Consider the following 15571-nt stretch of genomic DNA (forward strand, 5'->3'; position numbering starts at 1 on the left):
GTGGCCGCCAACGGGCCCTGCATTTCTGCACCACTTTCGCGGGACGTCGAGGGGCTCGGCCCGGCAACGCCGCGACGGGTTTTCCGGGCGGCCGTGAAAGCGGTGCAGAAATGTGGCGGCACAGCCCAGTAGGGGCGCGACCCCGGCCCGACCAGCCACTACGCCCTGAGGGAACTTTTGTATTACACCGTGCGTGAATTACTCCTGACGGTGTATAGCTAGAAGCGACGCAGCACCACACGCGCGCAGTCCTCGCGCCGTGCAGCACTACCAGGAGGGACGGGGCCAGCCCCCGAACAGATGAAAGCTAAGAGTTTCTTCAAGGGCCCGGGCATTTGGATCATTGTGGTGGTCGGCATGCTCCTGCTGGCCTTTGCAACGTTGGCTCCGGGCGGCTCGACGCGCATCGACACGCAGCCGGGCCTCGAGCTCCTGGCCCAAAGCGGCAAGGTGGAACAGGCCAAGATCTTCGACGGCGAAAACCGCGTCGACCTGGTGCTGAAAGACAACCTCGTCATCGACGGCCAGGACAAGGGCAAGAACGTCCAGTTCTTCTTCGTCAATGACCGCGGCCCGGACGTCGTCAAGGCCGTGACTGCCTCCAGTCCCTCCAAGGGCTACACGGACCAGCCGGTGGAGAGCAACTGGCTCTCGGGACTCTTCTCGCTGCTGGTGCCGGTGCTGCTGCTCGGCGTCCTGTTCTGGTTCCTGCTGTCCCGCATGCAGGGCGGCGGCTCCAAGGTGATGCAGTTCGGCAAGTCCAAGGCCAAGATGGTCAGCAAGGACATGCCGCAGGTGACCTTCGCTGACGTCGCCGGCGCAGACGAAGCCGTCGAGGAACTGCAGGAAATCAAGGAGTTCCTGCAGGAGCCCGCCAAGTTCCAGGCTGTGGGTGCCAAGATCCCCAAGGGCGTGCTGCTCTACGGCCCTCCGGGCACCGGCAAAACCCTGCTGGCCCGAGCCGTTGCAGGCGAGGCCGGCGTACCGTTCTTCTCCATCTCGGGCTCGGACTTCGTGGAAATGTTCGTCGGCGTTGGTGCGTCCCGCGTCCGCGACCTCTTCGAGCAGGCCAAGTCCAACTCCCCCGCCATCATCTTCGTCGACGAAATCGACGCCGTCGGCCGCCACCGCGGTGCTGGCGTGGGCGGCGGCAACGACGAACGCGAGCAGACCCTCAACCAGCTCCTGGTTGAGATGGACGGCTTCGACGTCAAGACCAACGTCATCCTGATCGCAGCCACCAACCGGCCCGACGTGCTGGACCCGGCACTGCTCCGTCCGGGCCGCTTCGACCGCCAGGTTTCCGTGGAAGCCCCGGACCTGATCGGGCGCGACCAGATCCTCCAGGTCCACGCCAAGGGCAAGCCCATGGCCTCCACCGTAGACCTGAAGGCCGTTGCGAAAAAGACGCCCGGCTACACGGGTGCAGACCTGGCCAACGTACTCAACGAAGCGGCGCTGCTGACCGCCCGCTCGAACGCGAACCTGATTGACGACCGCGCCCTGGATGAAGCCATCGACCGCGTCATGGCAGGCCCGCAGAAGCGCAGCCGCGTCATGAAGGAACACGAGCGCAAGATCACCGCGTACCACGAAGGCGGCCACGCCCTGGTGGCGGCGGCGCTGCGCAACTCGGCGCCGGTCACCAAGATCACCATCCTGCCCCGCGGCCGTGCCCTGGGCTACACGATGGTGGTCCCGGAAAACGACAAGTACTCCATCACCCGCAACGAGCTCCTGGACCAGATGGCGTACGCCATGGGAGGCCGCGTGGCCGAGGAAATCGTCTTCCACGATCCGTCCACGGGCGCCTCGAACGACATCGAAAAGGCCACCTCCACGGCCCGCCAGATGGTCACCCAGTACGGCATGAGCGAGCGGGTGGGCGCCGTGCGCCTGGGCCAGGGCGGCGGCGAGCCGTTCCTCGGCCGTGACGCGAGCCACGAGCGGAACTACTCGGACCAGATCGCCTACATCGTGGATGAAGAGGTCCGCCGCCTGATCGACCAGGCCCATGACGAGGCCTACGCGATCCTCACCGAGAACCGGGACGTCCTGGACCGCTTGGCCCTGGAACTCCTGGAACGGGAAACCCTGAACCAGGCCGAAATCGCCGACGTCTTCCGCGATATCCGCAAGCGCGACTTCCGCGAGGTCTGGCTGTCCAAGGAAACCCGCCCGGTGCAGACCGCCGGTCCTGTGGAGTCCCGTCAGGAACGTGCCGAACGCGAGGCCCAGGAGGAAGCCAAGGAAGCCCGCCTCGAGGAACCGCTGGACGCGATTCCGCCGCACCCCCAGGGTGTTCCGGAGGACGCCTCCTTCCAAGGTGGAGTAACGGAAGCGGGACCAGACGGCCACCGCGGCTAAGCTCTTTGATGTGACTCACTTCGACGACGACGACCTCACCGCCACCGCCGACCATTCGGCGGTGGGCGGATCAGGCCACCACCACAAGGTGGACAGGCCCCGGATTGAAGCAGCCGTGCGGGAAATCCTGCTGGCCATAGGCGAGGACCCGGACCGCGGCGGGCTGCAGGACACGCCCAAGCGCGTGGCCAAGGCTTATGCCGAGGTGTTTGCCGGCCTGCACCAGGATCCGGGCAGCGTTCTCGGCACCACGTTCGACCTCGACCACGAGGAACTCGTGCTGGTGAAGGACATCCCGTTCTACTCCACCTGCGAGCACCACCTGGTTCCGTTCCACGGCGTCGCGCATGTGGGGTACATCCCCTCGCACGACGGCAGGGTGACGGGGCTGAGCAAGCTGGCACGCCTGGTGGACATCTACGCCCGCCGCCCGCAGGTGCAGGAGCGCCTCACCACCCAGATCGTCGAAGCGCTGGTCACATTCCTCAAGCCGCGCGGAGCCATTGTGGTGGTGGAATGCGAACACATGTGCATGTCCATGCGCGGCATCCGCAAGCCCGGAGCCAAAACCGTCACAAGCGCGGTTCGCGGGCAACTTCATGACCCGGCCACCCGTGCCGAAGCCATGAGCCTCATACTCGGAAGGTAAAAAACAGACTATGGATTCCCTAGCTGCAGCACCTGGAACCGGACCCGCAACGTCACCCCTGCCCATCCTGCGCAAACCGCGGCCGGCAGCCAAGTTCGACGACCTGCCCACCGACCGCACGCTCGTCATGGGCATCCTCAACGTCACCCCGGACTCGTTCAGCGACGGCGGCAAGCACGCGACGGCGGACACTGCCATTGCCGCGGGCCTCCGGATGTTCTACGCGGGAGCCGACATCATCGACGTCGGCGGCGAATCCACCCGCCCCGGCGCGGAGGAAGTCAGCCCGGAGGAAGAGCAGCGGCGGGTGGTGCCTGTCATCCAAGCCCTCGTGAAGGCCGGCGCGCTGGTCAGCATCGACACTACGCACGTCTCCACCGCCGAGGCTGCGCTGAATGCCGGAGCGGCGATCATCAACGACATCTCCGGCCTCAGCATCGAACCCGGCATGGCAGAGCTCGTGGCGAAGGCCAAGGTGCCGTATGTCCTGACCCACCGCCGAGGCGACGCCAAGACCATGACGTCCCTGACGGAGTACGACGACGTCGCGAACGATGTCGTCTCGGAGCTGAACGGCGTCCGCGACAAGCTGTACGCGGCCGGCGTCCTGCCCGAGCAGATCATCGTGGACCCGGGCATCGGGTTCTCGAAAACTGACGTGCAGAACTGGGAACTGCTGCGGAACCTGGACCGGCTCGATGCCATGGGCCACAAGGTGCTGGTGGGCGCGTCCCGCAAGCGCTTCCTGGGCACGCTCCTGACGGTCGCCGGCAAGGCGGCGCTCCCGGAAGAGCGCGACGCAGCCACGGCCGCCATCACTGCCATCAGCGCCGCCCGCGGCGCCTGGGCCGTGCGCGTGCACGACGTCGGATCCAGCCTTGACGCTGTGAAGGTCGCCGCCCGCATGTCCTCCCCGGACCACGGCAGCTGAGCAGGAAAGGCCGAGCAGAACCGCCATGGACAGGATCTCGCTGACCGGTGTCACCGCCACCGGCTACCACGGGGTGTTCGATTTTGAGCGCCGCGAAGGCCAGCCGTTTGTTGTGGACGCCGTGCTGCACCTGGATTTCAGCCAGGCTGCGGCGTCGGACGATGTGCGCGACACCGCCCACTATGGCGAGGTGGCCGGACGGATCACCGACTGGATCACCGGCGAGCCCCTGAACCTGATAGAAGGACTGGCGGTGCGGATGGCCGAGGGCCTGCTCCAGGAATTCAAAATCCAGGCCGTCGAGATCACCGTGCACAAGCCGAAGGCGCCCATCGAGGTTCCCTTCGGCGACGTCGCCGTCAGCGTCTACCGGGAGCGGACATGACTCCGGCACCCGCACTGCATGAGAAGCCGGTCCATGAGAAGCCGGTGCACGGGAAGGCGCCAGCCAAAACCGCCTACACACGCGCGGTGCTGGCACTGGGCAGCAACCTCGGGGCGCGGAACGAGACGCTGTCCGAGGCCGTGGCAGACCTCGTGGACCGCCCGGAGGTGCGGCTCCTGGCCGTCTCTCCGATAGTGCAGACCAAGGCCGTCGGTGGCCCCGCCGGGCAGCCGGAATTCCTCAACATGGTGATTTCGGTCGAAACCTCGCTGGAACCGCTCGAACTGCTCAGGCACTGCCAGTCGGTGGAGAACAAGCACCACCGTGTCCGTGAGGTCCACTGGGGTCCGCGCACGCTCGACGTCGATGTGATCGTCTACGGGGACCTCGAAAGTTCTGACCCTGTGCTGACCCTCCCGCACCCGTTCGCCGCTGTGCGGGCCTTCGTGCTCTACCCCTGGTCCCAGATGGACCCCTCGGCCACCCTGAACGGGCAGCCGGTGGGGGAACTGGCCGCCAGGGCTGCCGATTTCCCCGACCTGAAGCCGTTCGACGGCTTCGGGGACTTCGATGGCGTGCCCGACGTCGGGGCGGTGGAGCAGCCGTGAAACCCGTTAGCCCGCTGCTGCTCGCCGTCGTGGGCCTTGCCCTGGCCATCGCCGGCTGGTCCGCGGCCGTCCTGACCGTCCGCTACGGCATGGCCACGCCGGTCCTGCCGGCCACGGCGCTGGTCACCATGGGCGTGATCGTGGCCCTGACCCTGGTGCTGGGCATCCGCGTGCTCCGCTGGCGGAACGGCAAAAAGAAGAAAATGCTGAACCCCATCCTGGCGGCGTGGACGCTGGTGCTCGCCCAGGCCTGTGCCTACACCGGCGCGATGCTGCTGGGCTGGCACGCCGGGATCTTCCTGGACCAGCTGCGGTTCTGGAGCATCCGCAGCGGGCTGGACGTCACCTGGCTTGCCCTCGGCATGGCCGGCGGCGGGCTGGTCATGATCGTGGTGGGGCTCGTCGTCGAACGCTTCTGCAAGATCCCGCCGGAGGACGGCGAGACGGACGCTCCAGAGGGCCTGCCGGGCCATGGCCGGGGCAAGGCCAAGGGGGAAGGCGAGTATGCCTACCGCGGCGATTGATCCTCCCGGGATCACCTGGCTGCGCGTGTCCCCGAAGTACGTCACGGTCCGGCTCGTGGAGTGGGCCCTCGGCAACCTGGTGATGGTGGCCGTGCTGAGCCTGCCGCTGGTGTTTGTCCGGCTCGGCTGGTGGCGCTGGCCGCCGCTCTGGCTGGCCATTGGCCTTCCGGCTTTCATGCTGCTGCTGGCGCTGTGGCGCCTGGTCCTGATCCCGCGGCAGGTGCGGGCCATCGGCTACGCGGAGCGCGAGGACGACCTCCTCATCCGCGGCGGCATCTTCTTCCAGCGCGTCATGGTGGTGCCGTACGGCCGCATGCAGTACGTGGACATCAGCGCCGGACCGGTGGAACGCGGGCTGGGCCTGTGCACCCTGAAGCTGCATACGGCATCGGCCGGAACCAACGCCGGCATCCCCGGCCTTCCCGCCCCGGAAGGCGCCCGGCTCAGGGAACAGCTCTCGGCGCGCGGCGAAGCCAGGCTGGCCGGGCTGTGAGCGCCGGCGGCCTCGCTTCAGGAAAGCCCGACGGCGAGTGGCTGCGCGTGCACCCGGCGACACCGTTTGTCCGGGGCTGGGTTGCGCTGGCCGCCATCGGGTACTTCTTCGGGCGTGACAGCTTTGAACGGATGCTGCAGGGCCAGCCGCTGATCGATGACCGCCTCGCGGGGCGCGCCCCGTGGCTCCTGGGCGCCGGGGCATTGATGCTGGTGCTGGCGGTCCTCAGCTTCGTCCTGTCCTGGTATTTCACCAGGTACCAGGTGGCGGAGGGCTACGTCCGTGTCAACACCGGCTTCCTGTTCAAGCAGCAGCGGCAGGCGCGGCTGGACCGGGTCCAGGCCATCGACATCGTCCAGCCACTGCTGGCCAGGATCTTTGGCCTCGCGGAACTGAAGTTCGAAGTTGCCGACGCCGGCGAGTCGGCCGTCCGCCTGGCCTACCTGCGCATTGGCGATGCCCGCCAGCTGCGCGCCACCATCCTGGCCCGCGCCTCGGGCGTGCGGCTGGATCCCGCGCAGCCCGAAGCAGCCGCCCCCGAGGCGCCCGAGCAGCAGGTCCTGCAGGTCCCGCCGTCGCGCCTGTTTGGCTCGCTCCTGCTCAGCGAGCAGACAGTGTTCATTGTCCTGAGTGCCGCGGCGTCCGTGGTGCTGTCCGCGCTCACCGAGAACAGGGCTTTCTTCCTTTACCTGATTCCGGCGGCGCTGGGTTTCGTCGCCGCATACTGGAGCTCGTTCAACAAGGGCTACAACTTCACGGCGGCCATCTCCCCGGACGGGATCCGGCTCCGGTACGGGCTGCTCGACACGCAGGCGCAGACTCTGCCGCCGGGCCGGATCCAGGCGCTGAAGGTGGCGCAGCCGCCGCTGTGGCGCCTGTTCGGCTGGTACCGGATGCAGGTCAACGCCGCCGGTTACGGGGCGGGGGCGAACAACGGCGAGGGGGGCTCCCGCACCACTCTGCTGCCGGTGGGGAAGTGGGGCGATGTCCTGAACATGATGGCCCTCGTGCTGCCGGACCCCGGAACGGCTGATCCGCTGGGCGTTTTCCACCACGGTGTGAACGGACTGGATTCCGACGGCGGCTTTGTCACCACACCGCGCCGGGCGCGGCTGCTCGCGCCGCTCGGCTGGCGGCGCAATGCCTTCGCCGCCACGGACACCGCGCTGCTCATGCGGTCGGGCCGCTGGTGGAGGCAGCTTGTGGTGGTCCCGCACCAGCGGACGCAGTCGATCGCCCTGCAGCAGGGACCCCTGGCGCGCCGGTTCGGGCTGGCCGACCTCGTGCTGCACACCACTGCCGGTCCGGTCGCCCCACGGGTGATCCAGGCGGACCTCCGGGAGGCGCAGGGGCTCTTCGACGCGCAGGCAGCCCGCGCAAGGGCGGCCCGCCGGCGGCAGACGAGCGAGCAGTGGCTGGCCCAGGTTGCTCCGGTCTCGACTCCGCTGATTGAGCGTGTCGAAACCGAGCCGGCCGAAATGCGCCCCAGCACTCCAGCACCCCAACAGGAAGGTCCGCAACGTGGCTAAGCCAGGACGCCTCGGCGTCGGAATCATCGGCGCCGGCAAGGTGGGCGCCGTCCTCGGTGCGGCGCTCCGCGCGGCCGAGCACGCCGTCGTCGGGGTTTCCGCCGTCTCCGACGCGAGCCGGGAACGGGCCGAAACCCTGCTGCCCGGCGTTCCCGTCCTGGAGATCCAGGACATCGTGGAGCGTTCCGAACTGGTGCTCCTGGCCGTTCCGGACGATGCCCTCGGCGGGCTGGTGGAGGGGCTGGCCAAGCTCGGTGCGTGGCAGCCCGGCCAGCTCGTGGCGCACACATCAGGCCGCTTCGGGGTCGGCGTGCTGCATCCGGTCCGGGCCGCCGGTGCCGTGCCGCTGGCGCTGCACCCGGCCATGACCTTCACTGGCATGAGCCTCGACCTGACCCGGCTGCTGGACTGCACGTTCGGGGTCACGGCCGACGCCGCCATGCTTCCCATCGCCCAGGCGCTCGTCGTCGAGATGGGGGCCGAACCCGTGGTGATCGCCGAGGGTGACCGCACCATCTACCACGCGGCCCTGGCCCACGGTTCCAACCACTTGGTCACGCTGGTGGCGCAGGCGTCGCAGCTGCTGGCCGAGGTGGGCGTCGAGGCGCCGGACCGCATGCTCGGGCCGTTGCTGCGCGCGACCCTGGAGAACGCTCTCGCCTCCGGCGAATCGGCCCTGACGGGCCCGGTGGCGCGGGGGGACGCCGGAACAGTGAAGGCGCACGCCCGCGCGCTGCGGGAGCACGACGGCGGGACCCGCGGTGACGTCCTCACGGCGTACCTCGCCATGGCGCAGGCCACTGCCAGGCGCGCTGAAGGGCGGGGCCTCCTGAAGCCGGATCAGGCGGACAATATTCGCACCGCACTTGAGGACACAGACGACGACGGCCAGGATGACGGCCGTGCATGAAACCGGCCACGGGGCCAAGGGAGGACACTGACATGGCAATCCGACTCGTAACGACGGCGGACTCCCTCCGTGCGCAAAGCCGACTGCTGCTGACACAGAAGAACGGCTCCTCCCTGGGCCTCGTGCCAACCATGGGTGCCCTGCATGCGGGCCACGGGCGGCTGGCGCGAACCGCCGCCGAACAGAATGACGTCGTTGTGGCCTCCATTTTTGTGAACCCGCTGCAGTTCGGCGAGGCGCAGGACCTGGACCGGTATCCTCGGACTCTCGAGGCGGACATGGCGCTGCTCGAGGAGCAGGGAGTGGATCTGGTCTTCGCACCGTCGGTCGAGGAGATGTACCCCGACGGCCCGCCGATGGTCAGGATCACGTCCGGCCCGCTCGGGGAGAAATGGGAGGGCGCCTCCCGGCCCGGCCACTTCGACGGCGCGCTCACCGTGGTGGCCAAGCTGCTGCACCTGGGCATCCCCGGCACCGGCCTGCCCGGCAGCCGCGCCTTCGTTGCCGGCTCCGGCGGCGGGCTGCCGGCGTACCGCGCCTACTTCGGGCAGAAGGACGCCCAGCAGCTGGCCCTGGTCCGCCGCATGGTGGCCGACCTGAATTTCCCCGTGGAGATCGTGGCCGTGCCAACTGCCCGCGACACCGACGGGCTGGCGCTGTCCAGCCGGAACCGCTTCCTTTCCGGCGAGGAGCGCGAGGCAGCGCTGGTCCTGTCCCGCGCCCTGCGCCTCATTGAGGAGCGGGCGAACGCGAACGAGCCGCTTGATGTCGATTCGGCCAGGGCCCTGATCGAGTCCCAGCCCTTGGTCCGGCTGGACTACCTCGACGTCGTCGATCCCGTCGCGCTGGAGCCGCTCGCCGAGAACTGCCACGAGACACCCTTCCGCGGTGAAGGTCTGGCACTGGTTGCCGCGAAGGTGGGCGCCGTGCGGCTGATCGACAACGTGCCGCTCAGCTCCTGACGGATAAAGTGCCCGGATAGAGAGCCGGGCGCTCAATTCACTGGTGACCTGAATCTCGCCGGTTGAATCCCGTGTACGGGAATGGGTCCGGCCACTACACTGTTGGAGTCTGCAGCGGCGCTGACCGCCAGCCACCAATTCCAACACCCTGAGGGTCTCGCCATGTCTACCAAAGTCACGTCCAATTCGTCTGGCGAACCTGCCCAGGAGCCTCCCGCTCCCGTTGCAGCCCCGGCCGCAGCACCGGCCCCGGCCGCAGCACCGCCCTCGGACAGGATGTCCCGCGAGTCCGTAACGGTGATCGTCACGCTCTTGGTGGCCACCTTCGTGGTGATCCTGAACGAAACCATCATGAACGTTGCCCTGCAGCGGCTCATGGTGGACCTGCGCGTCGATGCCCCCACCGTCCAGTGGCTCTCCACCGGGTTCATGCTGACCATGGCGGTGGTGATTCCGACTACCGGGTTCATCCTGCAGCGGCTGTCCACGCGGTCCGTCTTCCTCCTGGCCATGGGTCTGTTCGCCGGCGGTACGGCGCTCGCCGCAGCGGCGCCCGGTTACGAGATCCTGCTGCTGGCACGAATCATCCAGGCCGGCGGCACCGCCATCATGCTTCCGCTGCTGATGACCACCATCCTCACACTGGTGCCGCTGGCCCGCCGCGGCGCCGTGATGGGCAACGTCAGCATCGCCATCTCCGTTGCTCCGGCCATGGGGCCCACCGTCTCTGGGTTCATCCTGCAGCACTTCTCCTGGCGCTTCATGTTCATCTTCGTCCTTCCCATCGCGCTGGCAGCACTGGCTATCGGCGCAAAGTTCCTGACCAACGTCGGCGAGACAGAAAAGTCCAGGCTCGACTTCCTCTCCGTGGTGCTGACCGTCCCGGCCTTCGGTGGCCTCGTGTACGGCCTGAGCCAGATCGGCGGCGGCCACGGCGGCAGCCGCGGCCCAAGCACGCTGGCCATCGTTGCCCTGGTTGCTGGCGTCGCCGGCCTTGCCGCATTCACGTTCCGCCAGCTCCGGCTGCAGAAGTCCGAGGCCCCGCTGCTGGACCTGCGGGCCTTCAACTTCCGGATGTTCACCGTCTCCGTCCTGCTGATGGTTGTGGCCATGGTGGCCCTCTTCGGCGCCGTGATCCTGCTGCCGCTGTACCTGCAGGAAATCCGCGGCCTGCAGTCCCTCGAGACCGGCCTGGCCCTGCTGCCCGGCGGGCTCGCCATGGGCCTGCTCGGCCCGGTGATCGGCCGGCTGTTCGACAAGGTGGGGCCGCTGCCGCTCACGGTCACCGGATCCTCGCTGATGGTCCTGACCCTGTGGCAGTTCTCGATGCTCGACGCCGGCACTCCGGTCTGGTGGATCGTCACCCTGCACGTCGGGCTCAGCTTCGGGCTGGCACTGCTCTTCACGCCCGCGTTCACCACCGGGCTGAACCCGCTGCCGCCGCACCTGTATTCGCACGGCTCGGCCATTATGAGCACCCTGCAGCAGGTGGCCGGCGCGGCGGGCACGGCGCTGCTCGTATCCATCTTTGCGGTCGTTTCGGCGGGCTCCGGCCTCGTTGCGGGCATGAACGCAGCGTTCCTCACGGCGACCGTCATAGCCGTTGCCGCCGTCGTCCTCTCCACCATGATGCGGAAGACGGCAGGCGCCGAAGGCGCACCCGCGGCCCACTAGCACCACAGCAAGAGCAACGCGGGGTCATTTCGCGCCCAAACCGGAGGGTTCATTGGGCGCGAAGTGACCCCGCGTTGCTTTATTAGCCCGCGAAGAACTCGCTGAGCTCGGTGATAAGCCTGTCCGGGGCGCGGTTGACGCCGTCGTGCCCGAAGCCGGGCAGGATGGTGTAGCTGGAGCCGGAGAGGACGTCGTGGATCTGGCCGCACGCCACGCCGAAGTAGGCCGGGCTCTTCTCGCCGACGATGATGAGCGTCTCCAGCGGCAGGGCCAGGAACGGTTCGGCCGGCATGTCCGCGGCAATGATTGCCTTGATCTCCCGGACGCCGGTGCGCATCATTTCGCGCATCTGCTTGCCCACCGTGGTTCCCGCCGTCAGCTTGTTGGCGAGGGTCATCATGGACAGCGGCATGCGGGAGGAGAAGGCGCTTTCGGCCTCGAGCCCGCGGAGCAGGACGGCCAGGGCGCGGTCGTCGTCGCCAGTGGCCGTCGCCCGTTCGTACTCGGTGGTCCAGTTGGCCGTGACGCTGTGGTTGACCGAGACTGCGGGGTCGTACACGGCGAGCCGCTCCACCGGCAGGGTCCTGGCCGCGTGGATGGCCACGGCTCCGCCGAAGCTGTGGCCGAAGACGTCGGTGCTGTCGGTGTGCTTCATGACCGTATCGAGGTCGCGGATGTCAACGTCCAGGGTGTAGTCGCCGGCCTGCTCGGAGGAGGCGCCCCGGCCGCGGCGGTTGAACGTGTGCACCGGCCGGCCGAGGGAGGCGCTGAGCTTCTGCGCGAAGCGGGTGTAGTCCGCCGCCGTCACCATGGAGGCCGTAACCACAACCACGCCGGAGCCGGCCGTGGCCAGCTCAGCGCCCGTGCTGAACAGCTCGAGCTTGCCGCCGTCGGGTGTGCTGATGATCTCGCGAGTCATGCTCCGAGCCTATCGGAGGCCGGCGTGTGCCGACAGCCGGCCATGACCAGCTGCCGGCCCTTGCCGCCGGCCCTGGCTACCCGCGCCGGCGCTTCCTGCTCTGCGGAGTGATGGTCCCGTCGGTGCCGTTCAGGAAACGGGCGATGCGGATGGCCAGGCGTTTGCCCGGCCGGATCGGCCCCTCGTGCAGCTGGCCCGGAACCACCGCGAAGTCGATTGCCGGCACGGCCGAGGCCAGCTGGCGGCCGGTGTCTGCGAAGTATCCCGGGCTCCAGCCGCCGCTGAGCATGAGCGTGGGCGTGGCCAGTTCCTTGAAATCCGCGAGCTCCGCGTCGGCGTCGAGCACGGCCCGCATTTCCTTGACGGCGGTGGGCAGCAGCTCTCGCATTTCCGCGCCGACGCTGGTCCGGGCAGACATGATGCTGAGCATCCGCAGCGCGCCGAGGGGCAGGTACGACAGCGGGCCGGCCGTGGCCAGCCCCTGCACCAGGTGCGCCCAGGCATGGTTGAGCTGCCCGTCCGTCACGGCCTGCTCCAGTTCCGGCCGCCAGCGGTGGTGCAGGTTGCCGGAGAGGGACACGGCGGCGTCGTACGTGACGAGCCTGCGCAGCGGCATGTCGCGTGCCGCCTGGAGTGCCACGAAGCCGCCGAAGCTGTGCGCCACTACGTCTTCAGAACCCGTCGCCTTCATCACGGCGGCGAGGTCCCGGATCTCGGTCTCGACCGAATAGTCGTCCGGCTGCGGCGCGGAACCGGCGCGGCCGCGCCGGTTGTAGCAGTGCACCGGCCGGCTCAGCAGGAGGCTCAGGTTGCGGGCGAACGGCCGGTACAGCGCGTCGGTCACCAGTGTTCCGTGAATAACGACGACGCCGGGCGCCGTCACCGGGGTTGGGTCGCCATTCGCGGAGGTGCTGCTGCCGGAGTTGCCGCCGGGGTTGCCGGCAGAATTATTCCCTTCGGCACCGGTGGGTGCGGCGGGCCTGAAGGAGTGCACCTCAAGGCGGCTGCCGTCGTCGTCCGTCTCAACTGTCCAGGTCTCCACAGCCCGAGTCTATGCCCCACCCCCTTTTGAGTTTCTGTCCAGATATCGTGCCCAAATGGCCTCGGAAGTCCGAATATCTGGACAAAAACTCCAAGGTAAACTTGATGACTGTGACTTCCCAAAACACCCCCGCCCCCAAGAACTCCCCAGAACCGCTCGACGCCAGCGAACAGATGCGCATCCGCATGGAGAAGCGCGCCAAGCTGATCGAACGTGGGACGGAGGCGTACCCGGTGGGTGTTGAGCGCACGCACTCGCTCAGCGAAATCCGCGAAAAGTACGCCCACCTGCAGGCCGACGAGACCACCGGCGACGTCGTCGGCGTCACCGGCCGCGTGGTGTTTGTCCGGAACACCGGCAAGCTGTGCTTCGCCACGTTGCAGGAAGGCGGCACGGACGGCAAGGGCACCCGGCTGCAGGCCATGCTCAGCCTGGCGAACGTGGGCGAAGAGGCCCTCGCCGACTGGAAGGCCCTGGTAGACCTGGGCGACCACGTTTTCATCAGGGGCGAAGTTATCTCCTCGCGCCGCGGTGAACTCTCCGTCATGGCTGAGTCCTGGTCCATGGCCTCCAAGGCGCTCCGCCCGCTGCCCGTGCTGCACGCCGAACTCAACGAGGAAACCCGCGTCCGCCAGCGCTACGTGGACCTGATGGTCCGCGACGAGGCCCGCGAGATGGTGTACACCCGCGCCGCCATCACCCGCTCCATCCGCGAGACCCTGTTCCGCCACACCTACGTCGAGGTGGAAACGCCCATCCTGCAGCTGGTCCACGGCGGCGCCCTCGCCCGGCCGTTCGAGACGCACATGAACGCGTTCGACCAGAAGATGACGCTGCGCATCGCCACCGAGCTGTACCTCAAGCGCGCCGTCGTGGGCGGCATCGACCGCGTCTATGACATGGGCCGCGTGTTCCGGAACGAGGGCGTGGACTCAACCCACAGCCCGGAGTTCACCACGCTTGAGTGCTACGAGGCTTGGGCGGACCAGTTCGTCATGGCGGAGCGCATCAAGGAGATCATCCTGGACGCCGCGGACGCCGTGGGTGCCGGACGCGTGCTCCAGACCGAAGCCGGGGAGATTAACCTCGACGGCGACTGGGCCTGGGTGGCCGTGTACCCGGGGCTTTCCGAGGCGGTGGGCCAGGAGATCACCCCCGACACCACGCTCGAGGAGCTGCGCGCCGTGGCCGGGAAGCACGATGTCAAGGTCGATCCCAAGTGGGACGCCGAGAAGCTGGCCGTGGAACTCTTCGGTGAAATCGTGGAACCCACCCTGCTGAACCCCACGTTTGTCTACGACTACCCGCCGTCCGCCCAGCCGCTGGCCCGCCCGCACCGGGAAGACGGCCGCCTGATCGAGGCCTGGGACCTGATCATCGGCGGCATGGAACGCGGCACCGCATTCTCCGAGCTCATTGACCCGGTCATCCAGCGCGAACGCCTCACCGAGCAGTCCAGGCACGCCGCCGCCGGCGACGTCGAGGCCATGCAGCTGGACGAGGACTTCCTCCGCGCCCTGGAATACGGTGCACCGCCCATGGGCGGCATAGGCCTGGGCATCGACCGCCTGGTCATGCTGTTTACCGGCGCGGGCATTCGCGAAACAATTCTCTTCCCCCTCCTCAAGCCCGAAGGCCACTGATGATGGACTATGTCGCCGTCCTGCTGCCCTCGCTGGTGGTTGGCCTGATCTTCTGGTTCGCCATGAAGTCGATATTTTAACGCGGACAAGGCCGAACGCCAGGCCGAAGCCCGCGCACAGGCTGAAGCCGACGCGCAGGCGGCCGGCGGAGATGATTCTCCCGAGCCGCCGACCAAATCAGACAAATAACAGGCGACTTTTAATACCTCCAGTTATCCCCAAGGAACCATTGCGTGTTTTGACGCGTTCCCTTATCGGGGGAGATACTTCAGGTAGATACATCCTGCTTATCTGATTACACGTCCTTTCCAAAAGAGAGATTTTTGATGGCACAGAAAGTCAATATCGTCCTTGTGGACGATCTGGATGGGGGATCTGCGGACGAAACCGTTCGCTTCGGCCTGGATGGCGTTGGTTATGAAATTGACCTGTCCTCGGCCAATGCTTCAGAACTGCGGTCATCGCTGGAACGCTTTGTTTCAGCGGGCCGCAAAACATCCGGCGGCCGGCCTGCCCGTGCCAAGGCATCGGGTGGACGCAACCAGGACTCCGCCCAGATACGCCAGTGGGCGCGGGATCACGGTTACACCGTAAACGCGCGCGGCCGTATTCAGGCAGAAATCCAGGAAGCCTACCAAAAGGCCAATTCCTAGCCCGGTGCCCTGACAACCCGTTAGTGCACAAAATGTTCTGGACATACGTGCGGCGCCCCCGGTTGACGGGGGCGCCGCGCTTTAACGGGCCGTTGCCGTCAGCAATAAACAGAACGGCCGTTATTCAGGGCCGCCCGCCAAGCGGTTATCGATGTGCCGGCTAATCCCGGGCCTTTGGGACATTCCGTCCCGGGTGATTTCCAACACCCCGCCAAGGGAAAGCGGTAATTGCCCGCCGGGTGGCAGTCCGATGGTATTCAAAGCCTGCAGCGGCATTGCGCC

15 protein-coding genes and 1 pseudogene are annotated in these 15571 nt (G+C 67.4%); 14 read left to right on the plus strand and 2 right to left on the minus strand.

The window, feature by feature from the left end; translation table 11 throughout:
• The first annotated feature begins 300 nt into the window (after positions 1-300).
• From ftsH to ACHMXB_RS18965, 11 genes are all read left to right on the plus strand, one after another.
• Entirely contained in the window at positions 301-2367 is a 2067-nt protein-coding gene (gene ftsH, locus ACHMXB_RS18915) for an ATP-dependent zinc metalloprotease FtsH (RefSeq protein ID WP_395400906.1), read from the plus strand.
• A 10-nt stretch (positions 2368-2377) separates the two neighbouring features.
• Positions 2378-3016, plus strand: a complete 639-nt coding sequence (gene folE, locus ACHMXB_RS18920) for a GTP cyclohydrolase I FolE (protein ID WP_003799730.1) — start codon at positions 2378-2380, stop codon at positions 3014-3016.
• A gap of 10 nt (positions 3017-3026) precedes the next feature.
• Positions 3027-3947 (plus strand): dihydropteroate synthase, encoded by a 921-nt coding sequence (gene folP / locus ACHMXB_RS18925; protein WP_395400909.1) that lies wholly within the window; start codon positions 3027-3029, stop codon positions 3945-3947.
• Positions 3948-3972: 25 nt separating this feature from the next.
• Entirely contained in the window at positions 3973-4332 is a 360-nt protein-coding gene (folB, locus tag ACHMXB_RS18930) for a dihydroneopterin aldolase (RefSeq protein WP_102973367.1), read from the plus strand.
• Positions 4329-4940 (plus strand): 2-amino-4-hydroxy-6-hydroxymethyldihydropteridine diphosphokinase, encoded by a 612-nt coding sequence (gene folK / locus ACHMXB_RS18935; protein WP_395400911.1) that lies wholly within the window; start codon positions 4329-4331, stop codon positions 4938-4940. Before folB ends, folK begins: the two co-directional genes overlap by 4 nt.
• Positions 4937-5464: a DUF3180 domain-containing protein gene (locus ACHMXB_RS18940; protein WP_111903209.1), complete on the plus strand. Its 528-nt coding sequence runs from the start codon at positions 4937-4939 to the stop codon at positions 5462-5464. Before folK ends, ACHMXB_RS18940 begins: the two co-directional genes overlap by 4 nt.
• On the plus strand, positions 5445-5957 hold the full coding sequence (locus tag ACHMXB_RS18945) for a PH domain-containing protein (RefSeq protein WP_395400913.1): 513 nt from the start codon (positions 5445-5447) through the stop codon (positions 5955-5957). Before ACHMXB_RS18940 ends, ACHMXB_RS18945 begins: the two co-directional genes overlap by 20 nt.
• Positions 5954-7486 carry a PH domain-containing protein gene (locus ACHMXB_RS18950; RefSeq protein ID WP_395400915.1) on the plus strand — a complete coding sequence of 511 codons (1533 nt, stop codon included), beginning with the start codon at positions 5954-5956 and terminating at the stop codon, positions 7484-7486. The genes ACHMXB_RS18945 and ACHMXB_RS18950 overlap by 4 nt, the downstream gene beginning before the upstream one ends.
• On the plus strand, positions 7479-8396 hold the full coding sequence (locus tag ACHMXB_RS18955) for a Rossmann-like and DUF2520 domain-containing protein (RefSeq protein WP_395400917.1): 918 nt from the start codon (positions 7479-7481) through the stop codon (positions 8394-8396). Before ACHMXB_RS18950 ends, ACHMXB_RS18955 begins: the two co-directional genes overlap by 8 nt.
• Positions 8397-8428: 32 nt before the next feature.
• A complete protein-coding gene (locus ACHMXB_RS18960) occupies positions 8429-9358 on the plus strand; it encodes a 4-phosphopantoate--beta-alanine ligase (RefSeq protein ID WP_395400919.1) in 930 nt (309 codons plus the stop codon).
• 162 nt (positions 9359-9520) lie between these two features.
• The gene (locus tag ACHMXB_RS18965) at positions 9521-11032 is read left to right on the plus strand and encodes a DHA2 family efflux MFS transporter permease subunit (RefSeq protein ID WP_395400921.1); all 1512 of its coding nucleotides are present in this window, start codon (positions 9521-9523) and stop codon (positions 11030-11032) included.
• An 82-nt stretch (positions 11033-11114) separates the two neighbouring features.
• Here the strand turns inward: ACHMXB_RS18965 and ACHMXB_RS18970 are convergent, their stop codons facing one another.
• Both ACHMXB_RS18970 and ACHMXB_RS18975 read right to left on the minus strand, forming a co-directional pair.
• Positions 11115-11951 (minus strand): alpha/beta fold hydrolase, encoded by an 837-nt coding sequence (locus tag ACHMXB_RS18970; RefSeq protein WP_395400923.1) that lies wholly within the window; start codon positions 11949-11951, stop codon positions 11115-11117.
• 76 nt (positions 11952-12027) lie between these two features.
• Positions 12028-12993, minus strand: a complete 966-nt coding sequence (locus ACHMXB_RS18975; protein ID WP_395400925.1) for an alpha/beta fold hydrolase — start codon at positions 12991-12993, stop codon at positions 12028-12030.
• A gap of 104 nt (positions 12994-13097) precedes the next feature.
• Between ACHMXB_RS18975 and lysS the strand changes: the two genes are divergently transcribed.
• From lysS to ACHMXB_RS18990, 3 genes and pseudogenes are all read left to right on the plus strand, one after another.
• Positions 13098-14636 (plus strand): lysine--tRNA ligase, encoded by a 1539-nt coding sequence (gene lysS / locus ACHMXB_RS18980; RefSeq protein ID WP_395400927.1) that lies wholly within the window; start codon positions 13098-13100, stop codon positions 14634-14636.
• A 2-nt stretch (positions 14637-14638) separates the two neighbouring features.
• Positions 14639-14825, plus strand: a pseudogene (locus ACHMXB_RS18985) (hypothetical protein).
• Between the two features lie 137 nt (positions 14826-14962).
• Positions 14963-15289: an Lsr2 family protein gene (locus ACHMXB_RS18990; RefSeq protein WP_214857685.1), complete on the plus strand. Its 327-nt coding sequence runs from the start codon at positions 14963-14965 to the stop codon at positions 15287-15289.
• Positions 15290-15571 lie beyond the last annotated feature (282 nt).

This window comes from Arthrobacter sp. UC242_113 (assembly GCF_044054585.1).
Classification (GTDB): Bacteria; Actinomycetota; Actinomycetes; order Actinomycetales; family Micrococcaceae; genus Arthrobacter.

Coding starts and splice junctions, on each gene's coding strand:
- ftsH (WP_395400906.1), top strand. CDS start 301: ATGAAAGCTAAGAGTTTCTTCAAGGGCCCGGGCATTTGGATCATTGTG.
- folP (WP_395400909.1), top strand. CDS start 3,027: ATGGATTCCCTAGCTGCAGCACCTGGAACCGGACCCGCAACGTCACCC.
- folB (WP_102973367.1), top strand. CDS start 3,973: ATGGACAGGATCTCGCTGACCGGTGTCACCGCCACCGGCTACCACGGG.
- folK (WP_395400911.1), top strand. CDS start 4,329: ATGACTCCGGCACCCGCACTGCATGAGAAGCCGGTCCATGAGAAGCCG.
- ACHMXB_RS18945 (WP_395400913.1), top strand. CDS start 5,445: ATGCCTACCGCGGCGATTGATCCTCCCGGGATCACCTGGCTGCGCGTG.
- ACHMXB_RS18960 (WP_395400919.1), top strand. CDS start 8,429: ATGGCAATCCGACTCGTAACGACGGCGGACTCCCTCCGTGCGCAAAGC.
- ACHMXB_RS18965 (WP_395400921.1), top strand. CDS start 9,521: ATGTCTACCAAAGTCACGTCCAATTCGTCTGGCGAACCTGCCCAGGAG.
- ACHMXB_RS18970 (WP_395400923.1), bottom strand. CDS start 11,951: ATGACTCGCGAGATCATCAGCACACCCGACGGCGGCAAGCTCGAGCTG.
- lysS (WP_395400927.1), top strand. CDS start 13,098: ATGACTGTGACTTCCCAAAACACCCCCGCCCCCAAGAACTCCCCAGAA.
- ACHMXB_RS18990 (WP_214857685.1), top strand. CDS start 14,963: ATGGCACAGAAAGTCAATATCGTCCTTGTGGACGATCTGGATGGGGGA.